Source organism: Gillisia mitskevichiae (genome assembly GCF_003634585.1).
In the GTDB taxonomy this organism is placed as follows: Bacteria; Bacteroidota; Bacteroidia; order Flavobacteriales; family Flavobacteriaceae; genus Gillisia; species Gillisia mitskevichiae.
This window is the reverse complement of record NZ_RBLG01000001.1, coordinates 930894-952757: the sequence shown is the minus strand read 5'-3', so window position 1 is coordinate 952757 and position 21864 is coordinate 930894. Positions and strand designations below refer to the sequence as shown.

General features: G+C 32.8%; 23 protein-coding genes. 7 read left to right on the top strand and 16 right to left on the bottom strand.

The window, feature by feature from the left end; genetic code table 11:
• Nucleotides 1-2: 2 nt before the first annotated feature.
• Complete coding sequence (gene ruvC / locus BC962_RS04300; RefSeq protein ID WP_121344647.1) at nt 3-554, bottom strand: crossover junction endodeoxyribonuclease RuvC; 552 nt, start codon at nt 552-554, stop codon at nt 3-5.
• 114 nt (nt 555-668) lie between these two features.
• On the opposite strand from ruvC, the gene BC962_RS04295 reads away from it, so the two are divergent.
• The gene (locus BC962_RS04295) at nt 669-1823 is read left to right on the top strand and encodes a glycosyltransferase (RefSeq protein WP_121344646.1); all 1155 of its coding nucleotides are present in this window, start codon (nt 669-671) and stop codon (nt 1821-1823) included.
• 97 nt (nt 1824-1920) lie between these two features.
• Here BC962_RS04295 and BC962_RS04290 read toward each other — a convergent pair whose 3' ends face one another.
• From BC962_RS04290 to BC962_RS04265, 6 genes are all read right to left on the bottom strand, one after another.
• Nucleotides 1921-2397 carry a hypothetical protein gene (locus BC962_RS04290; RefSeq protein WP_121344645.1) on the bottom strand — a complete coding sequence of 159 codons (477 nt, stop codon included), beginning with the start codon at nt 2395-2397 and terminating at the stop codon, nt 1921-1923.
• A 61-nt stretch (nt 2398-2458) separates the two neighbouring features.
• Nucleotides 2459-3601: a tetratricopeptide repeat protein gene (locus BC962_RS04285; RefSeq protein ID WP_121344644.1), complete on the bottom strand. Its 1143-nt coding sequence runs from the start codon at nt 3599-3601 to the stop codon at nt 2459-2461.
• The gene (locus tag BC962_RS04280) at nt 3598-4125 is read right to left on the bottom strand and encodes an energy transducer TonB (protein ID WP_121344643.1); all 528 of its coding nucleotides are present in this window, start codon (nt 4123-4125) and stop codon (nt 3598-3600) included. Before BC962_RS04280 ends, BC962_RS04285 begins: the two co-directional genes overlap by 4 nt.
• 2 nt (nt 4126-4127) lie before the next feature.
• Entirely contained in the window at nt 4128-4682 is a 555-nt protein-coding gene (locus tag BC962_RS04275; RefSeq protein WP_121344947.1) for an energy transducer TonB, read from the bottom strand.
• Between the two features lie 108 nt (nt 4683-4790).
• A complete protein-coding gene (locus BC962_RS16630; protein ID WP_121344642.1) occupies nt 4791-6242 on the bottom strand; it encodes a M56 family metallopeptidase in 1452 nt (483 codons plus the stop codon).
• A gap of 1 nt (nt 6243) precedes the next feature.
• Nucleotides 6244-6603 carry a BlaI/MecI/CopY family transcriptional regulator gene (locus tag BC962_RS04265; RefSeq protein ID WP_121344641.1) on the bottom strand — a complete coding sequence of 120 codons (360 nt, stop codon included), beginning with the start codon at nt 6601-6603 and terminating at the stop codon, nt 6244-6246.
• 195 nt (nt 6604-6798) lie between these two features.
• On the opposite strand from BC962_RS04265, the gene BC962_RS04260 reads away from it, so the two are divergent.
• The gene (locus BC962_RS04260; protein ID WP_121344640.1) at nt 6799-7314 is read left to right on the top strand and encodes a DUF456 domain-containing protein; all 516 of its coding nucleotides are present in this window, start codon (nt 6799-6801) and stop codon (nt 7312-7314) included.
• Between the two features lie 76 nt (nt 7315-7390).
• Nucleotides 7391-8419 carry an endonuclease/exonuclease/phosphatase family protein gene (locus BC962_RS04255; protein WP_245984020.1) on the top strand — a complete coding sequence of 343 codons (1029 nt, stop codon included), beginning with the start codon at nt 7391-7393 and terminating at the stop codon, nt 8417-8419.
• Nucleotides 8420-8445: 26 nt separating this feature from the next.
• Here BC962_RS04255 and BC962_RS04250 read toward each other — a convergent pair whose 3' ends face one another.
• From BC962_RS04250 to BC962_RS04215, 9 genes are all read right to left on the bottom strand, one after another.
• Nucleotides 8446-9567, bottom strand: coding sequence for an adenylate/guanylate cyclase domain-containing protein (locus tag BC962_RS04250; protein ID WP_121344638.1), 1122 nt, complete (start codon nt 9565-9567; stop codon nt 8446-8448).
• A 440-nt stretch (nt 9568-10007) separates the two neighbouring features.
• Complete coding sequence (locus BC962_RS04245) at nt 10008-10586, bottom strand: hypothetical protein (RefSeq protein WP_121344637.1); 579 nt, start codon at nt 10584-10586, stop codon at nt 10008-10010.
• 110 nt (nt 10587-10696) lie between these two features.
• The gene (locus BC962_RS04240) at nt 10697-11350 is read right to left on the bottom strand and encodes an NUMOD1 domain-containing DNA-binding protein (RefSeq protein ID WP_183075442.1); all 654 of its coding nucleotides are present in this window, start codon (nt 11348-11350) and stop codon (nt 10697-10699) included.
• Nucleotides 11340-12755, bottom strand: a complete 1416-nt coding sequence (locus tag BC962_RS16315; RefSeq protein WP_183075441.1) for a hypothetical protein — start codon at nt 12753-12755, stop codon at nt 11340-11342. The genes BC962_RS04240 and BC962_RS16315 overlap by 11 nt, the downstream gene beginning before the upstream one ends.
• A gap of 185 nt (nt 12756-12940) precedes the next feature.
• Entirely contained in the window at nt 12941-13789 is an 849-nt protein-coding gene (locus BC962_RS04235) for a hypothetical protein (protein WP_121344635.1), read from the bottom strand.
• 149 nt (nt 13790-13938) lie between these two features.
• Entirely contained in the window at nt 13939-14193 is a 255-nt protein-coding gene (locus BC962_RS04230; RefSeq protein WP_245984018.1) for a hypothetical protein, read from the bottom strand.
• 67 nt (nt 14194-14260) lie between these two features.
• Nucleotides 14261-15244: a DUF3871 family protein gene (locus BC962_RS04225; protein ID WP_121344634.1), complete on the bottom strand. Its 984-nt coding sequence runs from the start codon at nt 15242-15244 to the stop codon at nt 14261-14263.
• The gene (locus BC962_RS04220; RefSeq protein WP_121344633.1) at nt 15225-16115 is read right to left on the bottom strand and encodes an AAA family ATPase; all 891 of its coding nucleotides are present in this window, start codon (nt 16113-16115) and stop codon (nt 15225-15227) included. Before BC962_RS04220 ends, BC962_RS04225 begins: the two co-directional genes overlap by 20 nt.
• Before the next feature lie 110 nt (nt 16116-16225).
• Nucleotides 16226-16570 (bottom strand): hypothetical protein, encoded by a 345-nt coding sequence (locus tag BC962_RS04215; RefSeq protein WP_121344632.1) that lies wholly within the window; start codon nt 16568-16570, stop codon nt 16226-16228.
• 160 nt (nt 16571-16730) lie between these two features.
• On the opposite strand from BC962_RS04215, the gene BC962_RS04210 reads away from it, so the two are divergent.
• The 4 genes from BC962_RS04210 (at nt 16731) to BC962_RS04195 (ending at nt 21861) form a co-directional block, all read left to right on the top strand.
• Nucleotides 16731-16916, top strand: coding sequence for a hypothetical protein (locus tag BC962_RS04210; protein ID WP_121344631.1), 186 nt, complete (start codon nt 16731-16733; stop codon nt 16914-16916).
• Between the two features lie 145 nt (nt 16917-17061).
• Entirely contained in the window at nt 17062-18072 is a 1011-nt protein-coding gene (locus BC962_RS04205; RefSeq protein WP_121344630.1) for a helix-turn-helix transcriptional regulator, read from the top strand.
• A 66-nt stretch (nt 18073-18138) separates the two neighbouring features.
• Entirely contained in the window at nt 18139-20694 is a 2556-nt protein-coding gene (locus BC962_RS04200; protein WP_121344629.1) for an N-6 DNA methylase, read from the top strand.
• A gap of 3 nt (nt 20695-20697) precedes the next feature.
• On the top strand, nt 20698-21861 hold the full coding sequence (locus BC962_RS04195) for a hypothetical protein (RefSeq protein WP_121344628.1): 1164 nt from the start codon (nt 20698-20700) through the stop codon (nt 21859-21861).
• Nucleotides 21862-21864: the final 3 nt, after the last annotated feature.

The following is a 21864-nucleotide window of genomic DNA, read 5'->3' as shown; positions in this document are numbered from 1 at the left end:
GATTATTTAATCTTATTCGGATTTTGTTTTACAAAGGAATCCCAGCCAGTATAACTTTTTCCTATTTCCACTTTTCCAGAATTGTAAAAATGACAAACCGCAGCTGCCAATCCATCTGTAGAATCCAAGTTTTTAGGTAATTCCTTAAGTCCCAATAAACTTTGCAGCATCTTAGCAACTTGCTCCTTACTGGCATTCCCATTCCCAGTAATGGCCATTTTAATCTTCTTAGGCAGATATTCTGTAATTGGAACTTCTCTGGATAATCCGGCGGCCATAGCAACTCCCTGAGCCCTTCCCAATTTCAGCATGGATTGTACATTTTTTCCGAAAAATGGTGCTTCAATGGCGATCTCATCTGGATGAAAAGTGTCTATTAATTCTACCGTTCTCTCAAAGATCAGTTTCAATTTAATATATGGATCGCTATATTTTTGAAGTAACAACTCATTAAGTTGTAAAAACTCCATTTTTTTGTTCACCACCTTGATCAATCCAAAGCCCATAATAGTGGTTCCTGGATCGATTCCTAAAATAATTCGTTCGTTTTTCAAAAGTGGAAAGTCTTTAGCTATTACCCATTCTTAATAGTTTGTTTACTTTTGATTGGGCTTTACAAAGCTACATAATTCTGCTTAGCAATTCTCTTAATCTAGCTATCTGTAAACATGCAATTATTTATAATTTTTCTAATTATAGTAACTCTAATATATGTGGTGTTTATAAGAGCCTTGCTTTTAGGCTGGAAGAAGGTCAATAACTTTGAATTAAAGGGAGTAGCTCCAATAAACAAATTTTCTATAATAATCCCTTTTAGGAATGAAGCCGAAAATTTACCAGATCTACTCTATTCTCTATCTAATTTAGAGTACCCAAAATCTTATTTTGAGATCATTCTGGTTAATGATGAATCTGAAGATACTTCTTTACAAGCCTGTTTTCGGTTTAAACAAGCTCATCCGGATCTCACTTTTTCTATTATTAATAACAAGAGGAGCACCAACTCTCCAAAAAAAGATGCTATAACAACCGCTATTGCCTCCACCAGATTTGAGAATATTTTAACCACCGACGCAGATTGTATTATTCCAAGAAAATGGCTACAAGCATATAATGAAGGTTTTATAGAAACTAAAGCTAGTCTTCTAGCAGGTCCCGTAAGTTTCTTTAAGGGTGGTTCCACAATAGAAAAATTCCTGAATTATCTAAACGCTTTTCAAGATCTTGATTTTATGAGTTTGCAGGCAGCCGGAATTGGAGCTTTCGGATTGAAAAGACCTTTTATGTGCAACGCAGCGAATATGTGCTACAAGAAAGAAGCATTTCTAACGGCAGATGGATACTGTGGAAATTCAAATATTTCTGGAGGAGATGATGTTTTTCTACTTCAGAAGTTTACCGAACTAAATTACCCGGTATCCTATTTAAAATCTGAAGCTGCTATTGTAAAAACGAAACCTCAGCTCTCCTTAGAATCCTTATTTTCACAACGAATTCGGTGGGCAGCAAAAGCGCCTGCTTATAAAAGTGGTTTTGCGAAATTGCTTGGGGTTATTGTTTTTCTAATGAACTTAATCTTAATAGTTACAATTGCTTTCGCATTGTTTGAAGTGATCCATTTTCAATTCCTGCTATTTAGTTTTGCACTAAAGTTTACAGCAGATCTAAGTTTGCTCTATGTTTCAGCTAAGTTCTTCAGAAAAAAAATGGTGTTGAGTCATTATTTGTGGTCTAGCTTACTCTATCCTTTTTTCTCTACTTCTGTAGCCGTTGCTTCCTTATTCAGCGGGTTTCAATGGAAAGGAAGAAGTTTTAAGAAATAAAAATTACCTCTCGACTATAACTTGTATGGAGCGAAGTCGAAATACTCGAACTGACTTGTCACTGCCAACTGCTAATTGTTTATTGTTTATTGCAAACCTATTCAGCCTTGATGAGGATTGGCATTTTAAACACGCTGGAAACAGGGATTCCACGTTTTATTGCTGGATATATCTTTGGCAAGGAATCTACACTCTGTCGCACCCAATTATCTAATTCTGGTAGTTGATAAGTAACCATAGAGTCTACTCTTATTGAATCTACAACCGGTTTTCCAGATTTAGAGATCTCTAGATACAAAAACAGCGTGTCATCTATAGACTGGGTTACAATTGGTTGTTGCTTTGCGAGATATGCATATATAGAATTGGCTACCGTCGCTTCAAAACAGCTACGAGCTTGGGTAAGATCTGTGATGCTTTTACAATTTTCGAAAGCTGGATATTCATCCACTTCCCGCCAATTTAAAGATTTAGATTCTTGATTGAGCACCTCTTCAGAAGAGATCTTTTTGGTTTCAAAATTTTTACAACACACCAAAATTGGGAAAATAAGCAGAAGTAATGTTTTTCTCATGCAGCTAACTATCTAGTCTATTGAATGTCAAAAATAGTGAAATTAAGCAGCTTAGTAAAAACTATTCTCCGTTAAGGTGTAATTCTTCTTTAATATCCCTAATCCTAATTTCTGCTAAATAGATCAATTCTTCACTACCCTTTTTAGAATATTTGCTTAGATATGCCTGATAATAATTTAAAACTGCTTTCTTGTCTTTAAAATAATTATCTGCCGCAATAGCTCGCTCATATAAGGCTCTTTCATTATCTGGGTTTTCTTCTAAAGCACTATTAAAATATTTAAGTGCTTTTTCATAATCTTCTTGTAGCTTATAGGTTAAAGCTAGACTAAGAAATTCGGCATCTACGGGTTGCTTTTTAATTAACAAGGCCATGAGTAAATGGGTTTCAGATGTCTTAAGATCTCCCTGTCTCGCATATAATTTTCCTAGATTATAATGTGTGTCCGAGTTTCTATCTTCATATTCTAATGCCAACTTATATTGTTCAATGGCGTCTTTAAAATTATTTTCATTGTAATAACAATACCCTAATTTAGAATGCACAAATTCGTTTCCTTGCCCTAATTCCAATAATTTCTCAAAAGGGGTAATTGCAAGGAAAAAAGAATTTTCATTAAAATAGGTTTGAGCCAAAATAGAAAGTAGTGAAGCATTGGAAGGATTTATTCCTAAACCTTGTAAACTGAGTTCTTCTGCCAAAGGAAAATTCCTTTTGCTTAATGCATCTTTGGCAAGTTTATATAAAGCTTGTTGATGATTGGGATCTATTTCAATAGTTCTTTCTAAAAAAGCTATATAAGTACTATCCTTTTGTTTTTCCTTTATTATCCCACGCTGAAACTGAAAACTGGCAATCTTAGGATATTTTGATGATAACAGGACAAACAAACTGTCTGCAGAACTTAATTCTCCAGCTTTTATAAGCAATTCTCCATAATCTATAGCAGAAAGCAATTTATTTGGATTCTGAAGCACAATTACTTTATAGGTATTTATCGCTGAATCCAGATCTCCTGAGGCAACATAAGCTTTTGCTAACCGAAGCTGCACAGCATCTGAATTCTCATTAAGATCTTCAAGTTGTTGAATTGCTTCCGTATAATTTCCAATCGCATATAAACTATCTACAATAGCTATAGTTGGGGTTTGCGCCCCTACTTTCCAAAAAACAAGCACAATTAGAATAGTTAACTTTTTCATCCTTCCCAAAACATTATTGGTAATGTATAACTAACGCTAACTTTTTCACCCTCATATTCTCCAGGTATCATATGCGGTAGTGAGGATATCACTCTAACCGCTTCTTCCTCAATCTTTGGGTGAGGACCTTCTGCAATAATATTCGTAACATCACCTTCTTTGTTTATTTCAAAACTAACAAAGACTTTAACTATACCTTTTATTTCATATTTCTTTCCAAGACTTGTATTAAAATTTCTATTAACGTAAATCTGCACTTTTTCAGCTAAGCAATTTTTTTGCTTTAAGGTGGTTTTTTTAGATTCACAACCAGGATAAATAGGAACTTTCTCTATAGCTCCAAAAGGAATAGGTTCTCCTTCTTGGAAAGTTTTAGACTCCACTATAGCAGCTTTTTCCTTTTGTACATTAAGAACTGGATTAGACGTTTTAGTCGTTGTATTAACCCCGCACGAAATAGAAATTAGACTTATCAATACTACAGGAAAAATAAGCGAGCACTTAAATTTGAACTTTTGCAACATATTTATTTATTAACTGTGTGAATTTCAAATACTATTGGCAAAGAATACATTACTCCGGCTGCCTTACCTTTTTGTTTTCCAGGAGTCATTTTAGGAAGTTTCTGAATTACTCGTCTTGCTTCTTCTTCTAACTTTGGGTGAGGAGCTCTAACTTTTATATCTGTGACATCTCCCTGCTTATCTATTTTAAATAATATAATTATTCTATTCACTCCGGTAAGTTTCAATTCTTGAGCTAATCCGGTGTTAAAATTAAGCATGGCAAATTCTTCGATTTTTCTGCTAAAACAAAGCATTTGTTCTTCATTAGAAGTATAAGATTCACATCCTGGATATACTGGCACATTATCTATAACTGCAAAAGGAAAAGTTTCTAAGTCTTTGCTATTTATATCTATTTCATCTGCTATTACAGTTTCAGTTTTCACAGGTGAGGATTCATTCTTAGTAGAAGTTTTCACACCGCAAGAGACAATTAATAATGTTACTAGAATTAACTGAAGAGCTCTAAAACATTTAATATTGGAAGTAGCTCTAGATATTAAGATTTGTAACATAGAAATTATTTTTGCAATCAATATAGGTGTTTTTAAGTTTATAGGTTAATCTAAAAATCATAAAAGCCGAAGTTTTACACCCCGACTTTCATAATTAATAAACTTATTTTATTTATGTACTTGAAAAACTATTGGAAGGGAATACATTACACCAACTGGTTTGCCCTTTTGTTCACCTGGGATCATTTTGGGTAAGGCATTAATAACTCGCTTTGCTTCTTCTTCCAAAGATGGATGAGGAGCACGTGCTCTTACATTTACAATGTTCCCATTTTTATCTATTTTAAATTGAACGACCACTCGATTAACTCCTGTTAATTTTAAGTCTTCTCCAATTTTGGTGTTGAAATTTTCCGAAACAAATTCGGTGATTTTATTAGTCATACATTTTTTCTGTTCTTCATTAGAAGACAAGCTTTCGCATCCAGGAAATAAAGGCACTTGATCTATTAATGCAAATGGTACATCGCTTCCGGGGATACCATTCGATGAAGATTTATCTGAGTATTGAGGAGGAGGAAGAGGCAAATCGCTCTCCTCTTTAACTATCTGTTCCATAATGCTAAAAAACTGATCTCTTTCAACTTCGGAAAGTTCCTTGCCTTCATCTAATGCCTGTTTAATTTCGGCTAACTGCTTAGAAATTGAACTTTCCTTAGCCATTTCTTCAGGACCCTCCTGAGTACAGGATACAATTGTTAGCATAATCAACATTAGCGGTAAGATTACCAAATACTTGAACTTTGCGTTGGTTTTTGATTTTGATTTTTGTAACATAACTATTCGTTTTTTGATTAATGAATGATTAAAAAATTGATTGATGAATGAAATATTTTGTGTGTTGAAAGCAGTGTTTAATAATTGCTCATAATAACTTCGCTTTTCTACTATTTTAATCACGTTAGAATCTGCGATGAATTCGTGCAAAGCTGCTATTCTATTTTGATAGATATAGATAAGGGGATTGAACCAGAAAATGATTTTCAGAATTTCAAAAATCACAAGATCATAACTATGCTTTTGCTCCACATGAATTAACTCGTGTGCTACAATTTGTTCCTTCTCGATTGCAGTTAATTCATCTCCTAAGAATATGGTTTTATTAAAAGTGCAGGCGACATTAGAGGAAGGAATTTCGACAATATTAAATTGTTTTACTTTTGAAATAACATTAAACTTAAACAGTTTGCGCAAGTTAAAAAGCTTTTTACCAACGATCCCTAAACTTACAATGGCACCAATGCAATAGATAATTGTCATCCAGTTAAAAGAATGGCTTTTTTTAGATAATACTATTTCAGGAAGTTGCTGTGTATTTTGCGTAACACCTCCAATATTTACTTCCGGAAGCCAAAATCTTGAAATGGATGTCACAGATTCCTGTGGTACAAAGCCAGATAACATCTCAATATTAATTATGGGTAGTAAAAAGGCTAATACAGGTGTTAGAAGTAAGTAAGCCCGATTATAGCTAAAAAAAGTTTCCTTTTTCAGCAATACTTCATAAACCACTAAAAAAAGTAGCTGAAATAATACGACTTGTATAATATAAGACTGCATATTAATCTTCTTTATTAATTTCCTTTAAAATAGCTTCCAGCTCTTTCGTATCTAGGTCATTTTCCTTCATAAAAAATGAAACCATGCTTTTAAAAGAACCATTAAAATAATTATCCATGAGCTTATTCATACTCTGGTTGCTATAAGTTTCTCGTTCCACCAAAGGAATATAGATATAGCCTTTCCCTTCTTTTCTATGTCCAACAAAATCTTTGGATTCCAATATTCTAACTATTGTGGAAACCGTATTATATGCAGGTTTTGGCTCGGGCATCTCTTCAATAATTCCAGCAACATTCCCTTCCTTAAGTTGCCATAAGATCTGCATGATCTCCTCTTCTGCTTTCGTTAATTGTTTCATTTGTTCTGAATAATGTTAAGCTAATATAAAACTAATTATTTAGTTGAACTAATTGTTTAGTTAAAAAAAGGTGTTCACAGTAAAACCAAGGAGAGATAAATTGGAAAACACCCTTAAAAAATCTTGAAATGCCTGAGAGAATTAATCCCTGCATAAGAGATTAATTCAATATTTTAGCTGAAAACATATCTTACAATGGATCTTCTTTTAATACTTATTGCTGCACTTTTAATGCTTGTGGGTATATTTGGTAGCTTTTTACCTGTGCTTCCTGGAGTTCCCGTAAGTTGGTTAGGACTTTTAGTGCTACATCTTGCTCCTTCTATTCCTATGAATTATTGGTTACTGGGAATTACCTTAGTCATTGCAATTTTTATTTATGTCTTAAATCTTATAATCCCAGCAATGGGAACCAAACGTTTTGGCGGAAGTAAAGCAGGAATGATAGGAGCCACAATAGGCTTAGTAGTTGGACTAATTGCACCCATTCCATTTGGAGTTTTAATTGGTCCCTTTGTAGGTGCTTTTATTGGAGAGATTGTTAATAAAAGCAATTCCAGATCGGCACTAAAAGCTGCTTTTGGATCTTTTATAGGCTTTTTGGCTTCAAGTTTTATGGAGTTTTTAATAGCCTTTGGGTTTTTAATTCTTTATATCTACAAGGTCTGGGAATTTAGAGAATTAATTCTCCCAGGTTCTTCAATAAATTAAAGCCTTAAACAAGATTTAATGCTCAGAAATTTAGAATATAACATGTCTTAATAAAATATCTATTAGAGAGATAGCTATGCACAATACAAGAAATAAATTTAGAACAATCGCATATTACTGTGTAGTAGTGGTAAGCTGCATTCTCATACTCGCTAGCTTGCTATCACTAGTTTATAATATTCCTAAATGGTATCTAAAAGCGCTGGATTTTCCACGTCTTCAACAATTTGTTGCAAGCATATTGATGCTTCTTTTATTTATTATATTAAATAGAAAATGGAAACTGCCCTCTATTGCCCTTGTAATCGGTTTACTAGCCTCAATATTTATTCATTTCAGCTTTATCTCTACCTATTTATTAGGGGAAAAGGCTGTTCCCTCTATAGAAGAATCTGAACTGAATCCAAATAATACGGTTGGAATACTTATAAGCAATGTGCTTATTACAAACAAAAATTCGTCTAAGTTCTTAGAGATTATAAGTGACACAAATCCTGATTTAATACTGGTTATGGAGGTGGATTCTTGGTGGATAAAGGAACTTGAATCCTTAAAAAAAGGCTATCCATACTTTATAGAACATCCTTTAGACAATGCCTACGGAATGGCACTTTATTCAAAACTACCATTAAGTGAAACTGAAATTCAGTTTTTAAATCATTCTAAAGTGCCCTCTTTTAACACATTGATCAACTTACCTTCTGGCAAGACTTTCAAATTTCACGGAGTTCATCCTGTAGCGCCATTTCCAAGCGATAAATACCCAGAAAATATCGGAGAAAATGGAAACGATCAGCAAAAAGAAGTTGCTCTAGAAAAAGTAGGCATGCTAGTCTCTAAAAATAAAAGGCCCTCTATTGTAGCAGGAGATTTTAATGATGTTTCTTGGTCTAATACTTCTCGTCTTTTCGGGCAAAATGGAAATTTGAAAGATGTGAGAATTGGCAGAGGCTTATTTAATACATTCGATGCTCAATCAATGATCATGAGGTGGCCTTTAGATCACTTTTTCGTTTCCGAAGGTATATCGGTAGTAGAATTTAAACGGCTACCAAAATTCGGCTCAGATCATTTTCCACTATTCGCTAAATTTGAAATTAAATAAACTATAAGTGTTCAGAAATATCAAGCTTAATTAAGAACAGGCATATATTTTCTTTTAACACCATATAATTCTAGAGAATTAGATTTTCCTCTAAGGGTCATGTTACCAATAAAATCCATTGTATAGTTCCCATTAGTATTCATTACTTGTAACACATCTTTTGAAATGATCAATTTCTCATTGTAAATCTTACATTGCTCCATCATTCTAGAGGTCGTATTTAAAATATCTCCTGAATAAACTATTTCACGCTTAATGATTCCAATTTCACCCATAACAACCTCTCCCCTATGAACTGCTGCTTTAAAACCTGGAACAAAGCCGTATTCATTTAAATAATAAGATTGGTTCTGCGCAATAGCATCTTCAATTTTAAAAAAGCAATTAATACAATTAAGGTTCTTTGAAGAAGCATGCATTGGTAGCCAGGAAACTATAATCTCATCTCCCACATATTGATAGATATTTCCATGAGAATTGAGAATTGAATCTGTAATATTATTATAGAAATCTCTTAGTAAAGTGAAGAAGCGAGAATGGCCCAGTTTTTCAGCAATACTTGTAGAATTGGTTATATCTAAAAACATAAATACTCTATGAACTTCGTGAGGTCTATGAAATTTCCCTAAGAACATAGAGAACAAAGTGCCTGGACCAAATTTCTCATATATTTTTAATCCGTGTAATGTGAAAAATACTATAATCATCCAGCTCACTAAATTCCGAATAGCATAGGGGTCTAAAATTAATAAGTTGATGGCTTCTTGAAGAGGATCTACGTTATTTAAAATTCTGTTTTTATAATAAAATTCATAGAGCATGACACTATTAAGAGTAAAAATAAAACCGAAAAAGTAGAGTATACTTATTACAAGATAATATCTATAACTTCTATTTCGATATTTTTCATTTAATCTAAATACAATTACACTCCCTCCTAATAATCCACCAATTGCTGGACCTATAAGATTTATAATAAAGAATTTTGTGAGTGAAAGATGGTGAGGAACAATAAATATGAAGTTCTCGCTTATAAGATCATAAGTTACACATTTATATAAAGCAAAGAAACCACCACAGAGAACCCAAAACACAGTTATTACCACTATCTGGTATAGCTGAATCCTAGTTTTAGGCCGGATATCCATCGCTATATTTTTAAATCATATATAAAGATAGTGCAAATTTATTTTCGACTATAAAAATGAATCATAATTTACAGGAGAGGATAAAAAGTTCTTTAAAAAGAAAAAAGCCCTTTTCCAATAGTATGGAAAAAAGCTTCTCATTGGTAAATACTGTAAAAACAGCATCTTAACCACGTTGTCTCAACTTCTTGAGACACACAACACAACTTCATTATACTTGCCAAAAAAAGCTTCAATTTCTTGAAGCTTCTTTTTGCAATCTTGCGGTCTGGACGAGACTGCGAAATCTCTCAATCATTTCATATTACGCAGAGCTTTACAGAGGCCTTTTAAATATGGGTCCCTTTTTTAATAGATTTATTCTAAAAATGAAGAGACACTTTTTTATAAAAGTGAAATTAGAAAATTTTTAATTATTTATGATTAGAATTATGTCAACACTAAAATATGGGGTAGAATCCTACCAGCTTCAAAACCTCCTCTACCTCTATTGAAGAATGGTTGACTATCATATTTTCACTATGTGCTAATGTGAATCTCTCATACACATTGCGTTTCTCTCTAAATATATAAACGTTAATGGCTCTATATCCACCATCGCATAAACTATAATTTATTTCAAATCTCTTTTCACAAGTTTCAATAATTTTTTCTACGCGTTCCTTCAAATCAATAGTTCTTATATTTAGTTCTTTATGTGTTTCTTTAATTGTTTCTTTATCGAAATAGAAATTGCAAAGGCTTAGGTTATAGAACAAATCCTCAGGAGAAATATATCCATAAAGATTGGCTATCGATTCGTAATCATATTTATCTACTAAACTTGGGTAACAAAAACTCCAACCCAAAGGTATAGTGTTTGGTTTTATAGGGTAATTCAAAAAACCAAATTCTGGGTGTAAAAAACTACCTGAATGGCGTAATCCCCATGATATGTTATAATATTCTTTTTGGAAAAGTATTGGTGTATTTTCGACTGTGACCTGATTTTTAGATAATTGATTATTAATATTGTGCATGATTTATACAAGTTTGAATTATAAATAAGTACGCCACTACTCCAAATTAATTTTTAAGTTAAACTTTTAATTTTCATAAAGAGAAGGCCATATCTCTATTGCCTTTTATTTCATTCATTTTGGTACTGCCAAATAAATCCCCCCGCACTATTATAAACTCCTCTACAGCATTTAGCGATTGAAGATCTATTTATTCCTGTGGCTGCTGACGCTTCAGCCACAGAACCATGAGAATTCAGAAATGAACCTTTTTCATTAAATTGTGAGACCTTCCTTTTTCGTTGATCAACTTCTGAGAAATAATTATCCCCCAAATTATAACTCCAAGAATATCCTCTACAGTTTTTAATTTCTCCAAGACAGGCTTTGCTTATAGTCCTTCGATCTACTCCAACTGATTCCGCTGCCTCAGAAAGTGATGGAAAAGTTGACAAGATGGCACCAGTTTCTAAATCATATTGATAGATGTTTTTTTGGAAACCTCCTCCGCGGTCAGAATTATAACCCTCTTCTTGTGCATTATATTGTATTATATATTGCTTCTCCTTTTCCGCCAATTCGTTAGCATCTCCAGCCGTATCTATTTCCGTCCATTCAAAAGTCTCTGGTCCATATGTCTCAATTGCTTCTTGAAACCTTCCTCCAATATTATTCCTGGCTTTTTGAAGATGATCTTTTGTCCGTTGCTTCAACGACCGAGCAGTTGAGCCTATGTAAACCTTATTAGTCAACTTATTTACCGCTTTATAAATTTTACTCACCATCTCTATCATTTTCAACTTTTTTTGTGAATTCACAATAATACTCCCCTCCTGACGACCACGGTCTATAATTAAGACCCGTGTTAAGAGCATAAATACCACACCACTTATGAAAGCCATGAGGTGATAAGTGTTTCCATCTTGGATACAGAAATTTAAAATTCGTTTCTAATTCTCTTTTATCCAATTTTTCACCAATTGTGAAAAAAGCGGCTGCAAATTCTAAGAATTCAGAAGAGGTGGAATCCTTTATCTTCTTGGTAGTTAGATTTATTGGCTCTACCTCTATTAAACCCTCTAGTAAATATATCTGAAGACATTTCATCATAAATTCGAAGAAATTATTCCATTCACTTTCAGGCCATTTACTATCCCAAAAACGATTTCCAAAATCCTGTTCAGGTGTAAAATCTGCACTATAATAATTCGAGATCTCAAACTCGTACCTTCTAGCTCTATCGGAATCTCCTCCGTCTCCTAAAACATAATAATTTGATGAGATAATTAATTTTGGTGACCGCCAGTCTTCAATCCTAAAAGCAGCTTTGTATTTTTTATTGACTTCCACCCCCGTCGTAATAAAGGAATAGAAGTTTTCAAAATCTGTGCTTTTGGGCAAATCATCATAATAAACACAATCTGTTGTACTGGTTACAAGTTCATTAGCGAAATCACTTTTTAAATTTTTCGTTTTGGCATCATTCATTACAACATCTCTACAATGCCCTAAAGCCATACCTAATAAGGTTTTGCCCACTCTACCATTAGCTTTACCATCCTCGGTCATTTTCTCATCATAGAGAATTATTGCTTTGTTCTCGCCCCTTTCTTTATTTCTATGTAATAGGTAGCCTATGAATGACTGCAAAGCCCTAAATCTTCGAGGATTATTTCCTGTAATATTCATGCTCCATTGATGAAATTGACCTACAAAATCCTTCTTGGACTTTTTATATTCTCTTTTGATTATCCTATTTTCCCAAATGGAACCTTTTAATTTATCATAAGAATTTATCATTATACTTTCTGCCGTGATTTCACAAAAGCAATTTTGAAAGTAAAATCTAGATGAATTTCTAGGGTCACGATCATTAATTAAATCAACTGTTTTTAATAACGACAGTTTAGCTGGTCCTACATAACGACTTGGGCTTTCAGCGAAGACATCTAAGAATTCTTTAAGCTCGTTATCTTCAAAAGTAGTTCTAACAAAATCGATAATTTCCATTATTGATATCCTCCTAATAATTCCATTAGTGTTGCGAATAAGCTCAAGACGTCCATCTAGGATGGCGTGATTGAAACCCATAGCTTCGAGAAAGTATATGAGTTTGGCATGTAGGATCTTTTTAGTGCCTTTCTCGTTCTCCACGAGAAAATCAAAGAGTGGGGAATTAATTGTTTCCATATAATTTGTTTCTTAATGCAGATTATTCTGCTTATTTTTCTGAAACAAATATTTAGAAAGAATCTGTCTGCCTTTTGATATTTTTCAAATCCTGCAGACTGATATGATTGGTATAAAGTTGATTTATATATTTTTAGGGAATTAGATAACTCAAATAATAATTGCATTTTGCAGACTAGTGCAGACTAAAGCAAATCAATAATGCTGCGTAATTCTCTTTTTCTAATTTTATCCTCTTTAATATTTTCATTAAATACATCAAGTGAACGCATTTGCTTTCTTGTAATTTCTATACCCTTGGTGTTACGCAGAATAAAGTTCTCTTCAACCGTAACCCATATGGGGCCTGTGATGATTTTTTTTGCTTTCAGAGTTTTAAAAAAATAGTTTGTTTCTTTTGCATTACCTGCCCATTCAATTTTCGAGTTAGTATTATTGGTGAAGATCCTTTCTAATTTGCCAATTTTTATATCGGCAGGAATTAGTCCATTTTTTTTAAGATTTTGATAAAAAAGTTTAAAATTCTCGTAATTCTTAATAATATATTTAAATCCATTTTTCCCTAATTTATTACTTTTTAAAAGAGGTTTTAAATAAGAAAATTCACTTTCAAATTTCACGCGATGGAGCTCAAAATTTTCAATGATTAGATTCTTATATTTCTCATCCAGGTCTGATACCTGAAGTGTAATTTCGGTCTCCTTAATTTTGTTTAAAATTCTATTTACTCGGTTAGCCTTTATTCCTTCATTAGTCATCACTGAAAGTTCATCATGAAGCAATTCTATTAAATCCTCAAATCTTTGCTTAATCGTATTTTGAATTTGCATATTCAAACTGTAATGATGAATTTCTGGTACAGTGGAGTTTGACAATGAAAGTGTTAGTTTAAAGCTCTCAGTACCATCCCATTCTCCGACAACTTGGTCGGTAGCTATTGCATATGAATTCCAGAATGAATTTACGTTTCCTGTGAAAAAAGATTTTGAACCTATTGCGACAATTTTTTCTTTTAATAATTTTAGTGATGTCATAATCCAATTAATAAAAACCAACGCAGCCCTACAATAAAACTACGTTGGCAAATATAATCATGATTTCTTTTTCAGTGGTTTTGTTTTAGGAGAAAACCATCTCAAAAGCTTGTTTATTCAAAATACAGCATAATCTCCCGACCCTAATATTATTCAGGATCTAAAATTTCAAAATGATAAAAGTAGTAAGCCCGCCCCTTTACAATAAAAACTGTGGTAAGACTCGAAGTAACCTTGACGTTATCTACCCACACTTTTTGTCCTATCTTTAATTCTCCTATATGATGTTTTACTATCACCTTAAAAGGACAAAAAAGTTGTGTAAGCAGATTGTTCCAGGCAACTACGTAGAGGGTGTTAGGTGAGCTATATTTGAGTATTTCTGCTAGTTCCTGCTCTGTCATAACTTAACATTTAGATAAAATGAATTCTTATTCGACTTCCTCTCGAATGACTCTAAACGCTATATAATTAATTATGTAGGAACCAATTTGAAGACTGGTTTTGCAGTGAATAAACCAGGTTATTCGTTAAGTCGTATGCATTTACATTACGTTCAAAATTGTTATCAATGTAGGAGGACTTGTTAGCTTCTGTGAAAAGGTTATATAGCCTCCACATATTAATCGAACCATCCCCACTACAAGAAAAATTAGGGTCGTGATAATAATTTTTTACCACCGTATTTATTTGGCTGTCATTTATGGAAATAGGAAAGCACTGTTTTTGCTCGGTTTTATCCATAAATTGGTACATTCTCAGCTTGCCAATGAAGTGAGCAAATTGAGACTGTGTAAATTCATGTCTACTCATTTTCTCCATCATACCAAGATGTTTATTCCTGTCATACTGCCCCAATAATTTTTCCACTGCTTCTGATAGCTGGTTTAATGAGTTCACTCTAATTTGATCTGCTAGACCATCTGTACTAATGCATAGATTTGTGCACACCATGTTCTTAAATCCAATGAACACTTTGAACTTCTCAGGACTCTTCTTACTAAAAAGATTCTCTTGATTATAAGCTCTAACTCCTCCGATAGTTAATGCTAATTTATTACCATTTACATTTTCTACCACTTCTGGAATTTCCATTACGAATGCACACCTCTCATAATACAAGGTTTTCTCGTGCTCTTTAAGCTCCTTAGCAGGCTTTCCAATGGCAGATGGAATTCTTCCCTTTATGATATGAGAGGTCCTAATATCTGGTTCAGAAACACTAAATTCAGGAAATAAATCCTGAACTATTTCCTTTGTTTTTAGCACAAACTCATAGTGACTTATAGTGCTCTCATTATCCTTTGAAAACACAGGGATTATACATTCATTCTTTAGATGTTCAAGTGTCACCTTTAAAGTATTGGCTTCAATAAAGTTGCCATTTGCTTTTTTAATTACGTGGTCTTCTTCTATAATTTGATTTTGATGGGTATTACTCGTTATTAACTCCATTCTTTTCTGGTTTTAGTTGTTCAATTTTTTCTTCTTCAATCACCTGATCTACTCCACTTTCAATCAGTTTCTTTCGCTCTATCACAAGCGGATAAATCTCTTTTTGTAGGGATGGATACTTCCCATAGATGTGTTTTAGACCTTCTAGAGTAATACATGTTTGAATCTCTCCAGAAGCTTTATTTAAAGAGACTCCTTCGGCACACCATTCTTTAAGTTTCCTTCCTGTGGCTTGATTTATTACAAACTCTGGCTTGTCCATAAAAAGACCTGTTCTATCCTTTGAAGCTTTTACCAAATGATTGTCATTAATAAGTTCAAAGTTGACCGTGAGTTCATATTCAAACCCTTCTCGGGTAATTTCCTTTGTTCCCAATTTCATAACTTTAGTTTTTCCACTCATATCTCTGTCAAGGGAGTAATCAACCTTACGTCTGGTTGATGTGATAACATGACATTTAGATTGTAGAAGAGCATCCACAAAAGAATTATGGTAAGGAGTGATTTTTGCCCAATCTTGAAAGCGACCACCTAATTTCTCGTGCATTTCAAGACATCCTCCTTTTCCGTTCCATTCATGGGAGATAGAATCAACAATAATAATTTCCATTCCAGCATCTTCACATAATTCTATAGCTGTAATGTATCTCTGCGGAGTATAGGGTTCTTCCAAGCTCAGCACGTTAAAATCTCCTAAGTGGGAGTACAGACTTGCAGAGTTGTTTTCAGTATCTATTACTGCGATCTTTTTCCAATCCTGTGTAATCCCAAAAGCTAACAAAAGAGCTGAATATGTTTTACCATATCCACTAGGACCACTTAAACCTATTCTTAGTTTTACTTGGCTTCTTTGTGCTTGTTGTAGTTTCATAATATTTTAGTTGTTTGTATCATCAGAAATTTTATAATCACTAATGATCACGATTAGACATAAAAAAAGAGCTCCTTAATGGAGCCCTTCTACCTTTGATAGAGAAATGTTTAAATTACAGTTTCTTCTCTTTGAAGATTATTCATAAGTATAACTTCTTCTTCACTTATGAGCTGATTCTGGTGTGTTGAAACAATCACCTCTCCCGTTTCTTCATTTGTATATTCAAAAGGATCTACTTCAACTCTTGCTATTTTCCCTGGAATTTCAGTCCCAACTAGATCTTTACAGGTTTCTTCATCAAAAGTACAAGAGACTTTTGCTGTTTGTTTTGTGAGATAGGTTCTCCCTGATTCTTTACTTTTTACTATTGAAATTTCACCTTGTACTACTAATACAAAGAAATCTTCGCCCTCATTATTTTGATAGGACTTGTAATCTACGATTCTTACCATGGTTTTAATTTTTTAGATTATACATTGACGAGGGATATCCCCCAAATTACAAAAGTGTGGGGGTTGATCTTTAGGTTAATAGGTGATCACCATAATAAAAGCCCAAAAAATTTTTAGAGAATTTTTTTTTAAACTTTTTACTTAATTAACATCTATTGTAATGGAAGAAAAAAAGAGAAATCAGGATGCTTTAGCATTTTTGCAATTAATCTGTATTGGAATAGCTGCCGCAGTTTTTAGCCCATTGGTTCCTTATATAGGTTTACTAGCTTATCCTTTATTTATAGGAGGAATTCTATTCGGTTTAGCAATAGTACCACTGTGGCACAACGGCAATAAAAATTAGTGAATATACTTGACGTCAACTTGTCAACTTTTTTTGATTTCAACTCTATATACATCTCCACCTATATTAATTGCAGATGTAAATAAGAAAGGTTAAAATTGTATAAGGATTTCCCCTACCTCCTCCATCTATCATTTTCAATTATATGGCTACTAACAAGCATGCCCAAATCCGTTATACTATTCTAGATCGCTGCTTCAGTAATTTTAATCGCGTTTATACCTATGATGATTTGTTAAATGAGATTAATGAGGTATTAATTGAGATTGGCACAGAAGGGGTTCAATTAAGGCAGTTACAATATGATATTGCCTATATGAAATCTGATGCTGGATACAGAATTGAGTTAGATGAAGATTTAAAGCATTATAACAAGCGTGTTTTTAGATATAAGAGTAAAAACTTTTCATTAGCTAGTCATCCGTTAAATCAATATGATTCAGAGCAACTAGAGACTACACTTGCTATTCTTTCTAGATATAAGCATAGAGAAGAATTTAGCTGGATTGAGGAATTAATTCCGCGCATGGAACAAGCTTTTGATTTAGTTTCAAGTGACGACAATTGTATCGTTAGTTATCAAGAAAATTTTGATTTAAAAGGAAGAGAACATATTAGTGTCTTGTTTAATTTAATTCTAAAACAAAAACAAGCTAAGTTAGAGTATGAGCCTTATGGCAAACCAATAATAGAAGTCATTATTTGTCCTTATCATTTAAAGCAATATAATAATCGATGGTTTCTGTTTGGGTTTAATGAACTATACAAATCCCTTTCCAATTATCCCTTAGATAGAATTTTGTCTATAGATGAGTTGAGTACAAGTTTTAAATCTAGTGAAACTAACTGGTTAGATTATTTTGATGATATTATTGGTGTTTCAAAACCTGAGGGCGCTTTACCAATAAACATAACACTCAAATTTACAGAGAACCGAATTAACTACGCACTAACGAAACCTTTACACAGGTCACAAAAAAAGGACAAAACCGATGTGTCTGGCAAAACAATCACTATTAAAGTGATTCCCAATCCAGAGTTGTATCAATTACTTTTATCGTTTGGTGAAGATTTAGAGGTCATTTCACCTGCAGAAGTTAGAGTTGAAATGAGGAGAAAAATTACACAAATGAAAGAAAAATACGAACATGCATAACTACTGCATACTTTAAAAATACATTTGTAAAATACAATTAAGTATGCTTTAATAAAATTGTGATTAATGATTGACATTGAAAATAAAATTTGGGATTTTTTAAACCTTGTCCGTGGGAAAAGAGAAATTAGAGATCTAAAAGAGCTTCTAGCTGCTTTAATATTTTTAAAATTTGCAAATGATAAATTATCCGAAAATTCTTTTAATGCTATTAAAATTGCTCCAGAAGCCAAGTGGGATAATTTAATTAACGATGTATATAATAACGATTTTATAAATCAGTTATGGAAGGCTTTTAATATAATTGAAAGGGAGAATATGCAATTAAGCAATGTTTTCAGCTCCTTTAATTTTGAAAATAACTTTAATCGTAAAAACGACTCGGAATTAATTGCCCAGCTTTTTATAATGATCTCAGATTTAGATTTTAAAAATGATGATTTTAAATTTTCAAATATTTTTTCAAGAATATTAAATTCCTTCGCTAAATTCGAGGGAAGGATTGGAGCAGATTATTATACTCCTAATTCAGTTTCGCAGTTAATGGTTGAATTACTTAACCCTACTCAAGGCGTTTTATTAGATTCAGCATGTGGTGTAGGAGGTTTTTTTCAAAAGACATCAGATAATTCCCCTAATGGAACTTTTAACTTTTATGGCCAAGAATTTAATGCAACAACACTTGCGTTGGCGAAACTTAGGTTTGCCTTTAATAATAGTGACTCAATCAGTTTCGGAGAACCCAGCGATACTTTAACTCAAGATCAATTCCCTAATTTAAAGGCCGATTTTGTAATAACCCACCCTCCTTTTAATATTAGAAATCATATTCTTAATGAAGAAGATAATGATCGTAGATTTACATTTGGATTACCTCCAAAATCTAATGCCAATTTCGCTTGGATTCAACATTTAATTTACCATTTGAACTCTTGTGGAAAAGGGGCTATTATACTTAATAACAACTCACTATCCTCCACTGGAACAGAAGGGCAAATACGCAAAAAGATCATTGATGCGGATCTAGTGGAGGCTATAATTACTTTACCTTCTCAACTTCTAACCAATTCAAGTATTCCAACTAGCATTTGGCTCTTTAATAAAAACAAGGCGCATAAAGGAAAAGTTCTATTTATTGAAGCTTCAGATTTGGGCGTTAAAATGCCGCATGGGACTCAAAATTATCTAGATGAGAAAAGCATCCTGGTAATAACCACCTTATTTAGGTCTTGGCAAGAAAACAAATTAGACCTACCTCATACAATTGGTTTTTCTAATACCGCAAGTTTAAAAGAAATTGCCCAAAATGATTATATATTAACACCAGCTAGATATGTTGGTTTTGAAGAAGTTCCTGGTGTAGATTTAAGTAAGGCTATATCATTAAACGAAATATTAGAATATGTTAGACCATCAGGGTTACAATCCAATGTTATATATAAAAGAGTTACCATAAAAGAGTTATCTTCTAACCCTGATTCTTACTTATTAAATTCAGATGATTTATCTGAAGGTGAGTTAAGATCTAACTTTAGGTTGTTAGAGAATAATGTGCTTTTATTGTCTAGATTTGGAACGAAAATTAAGCCAACTTTCTACGCTTCAAGCAACACTAAAATAGCTTATTCTTCCAATAATATTTATGCTTTCAAAGTAGATCAATCTAAAATATTATTGGAATATTTAGTAGCAGAGCTTCATAAAGATTATATAAAACTCCAGGTTGAAGTTTTTAGGACGGGTACTAGTATACCAATGATTAGACGTGAGGATTTATTAAATATTCTAATTATAACCCCTTCTCTAAAGGAACAAAAAGAAATTGTTGAGCAAGAGCGCCAAGGTCGTTTTCAGACCTTAGCCAAAGATTTAGGTTTTGAAAAAGAGATAGCGAAACTTAAGGAGGCTCAAATGAGAGATTTAGGCTCTAAAAAGCATAATATTATGCAGCACCTTAATAATGTTAAGTCATCTGCAGACGTGTTAACCAAAATGATGGAACTGAATAATGGTGTATTAAAATTCGATGAAGTAATTGATCCAAGGAGAGGTGTTACTGTAGAAAAGCGTTTTCTTCGATTACAGGAAAGTTTAGATAAGGTTATTTATTATGTAGATAATATAACCAATGAATTGAAATATGACGATCCTGAAATATTAAATCCCATCAAATTTTTGAAAGAGTGTAAGGAAAGAGGCCTTCAAAATGATCTGTTTTCCGTCGAATTTATTGTTGAAAAAGCAACTTTCCAAGGAAGAGAACCTTTAATTAGCATTTCAAAGAATGACCTGGAAGAAATATATAATAATATTTTAGAGAATGCTATTAATCATGGTTTTATAGATAAAAGTAAATCCTATGTTTTTCGAGTATCCGTGGCTTATATCGAAGGCTTTTTGGAAATTAATTTTGAGAATAATGGTAAAGCCTTCCCCCTAGGAATTGCTAAAAACTATGATGTAAAAGGGGAAAAAGCAGGTGAAACTGCTGGAACTGGTATTGGTTTATGGAAAGTTGCTGAAATCGCAAAACATTTTGACTGCAAATTAGAGGTGTTTGATGAGCCCAAAAGTGAATTTCCTGTTGGATTTAAATTTCTATTTAACCTTGAAACAATATAGTGAATGAATAAGTATGAAGTATTATGGGTAGATGATAACGCAGAAGAACAAGATGCGTTTTTGGAGTCTGCTTATTTAGAAGGGATAAACATCACATTTTTTAAAACTTCTAAACTAGGTATGGAAGAGTTATCTTCTAAAATTGAATATTACGAAGCTGTTATTTTAGATGCCATGGTATATAATGAAACTGAAGATGAAAAGGCGGGTTTAATTGGATTGCAAAATTCCATCAAAAAGATTAACAGTTTAGCTGATTGTAAAAAGATTCCTTATTTTATTTACTCTGGGTACATAGATAAAGACGAACATTCCAGTGCTAGGGAAATGTTAGCTGATGAAAACATCTTTATTAAAGGTAAAGATAATCAAGCCTTATTTAAAGCTATTAAAGAAGCAGCTGATGAACAGGAGTTAACCCAATTAAAACACAAGTACCCAAACCCTTTTGCAGTATGCGAAGAGAATTATTTAGGAGCTAAACATTTTGAGAGAGTTCTTCAGCTAATAAAAGATATCGAAAATCCAGAAAACATTTCTAACCCACAAGATGGTTTGTTGCCAATTCGTAAGCTTTTAGAAGCTTCATTTGATAAGTTAAATAAGCTAGGTTTAATTCCAGATGAAATTCAAAATGGAAATGGTGCAATAAATGGAGCGAGTTACTTCTTAGCAGGCAGCAATGATCAATATTTATATGAAGGGAAATTAATTCATCCTGTAATAGCAGAATCTATACGTCATTTAATTAGTCTTACACAAGATGCATCACATAATAACGGGAATAAATTAGGAGCAGACACATATTTAGGAAAAGCCAATAATACCTTTTTGTATCAATCTCTCTGCTATTCATTATTAGAGGTTTTAGATTACTTGAAGCCATTTATAGATGCGAATTCCGTTAAATCTATTAATCAAAAAAAATGGGAGCTTGTTCAGAAAACAACTTCTTTATCAGGTGAATGGGTTTCTGGAAAAATCACTAGAATATCCTCTAATGGTTATGGTACATTTCAACCAGATAATGAAGATCCTACCTTAGCAGTATTGCCTAATAAAATTTCAGAATTTTTGTTAAAAGAAGATCAAAAAATTGAGGTAACTACCATACCAAGTCCATGTGGAACAAAAACGTACATTAAAGAAATTAAAATAGTTGAATAATAA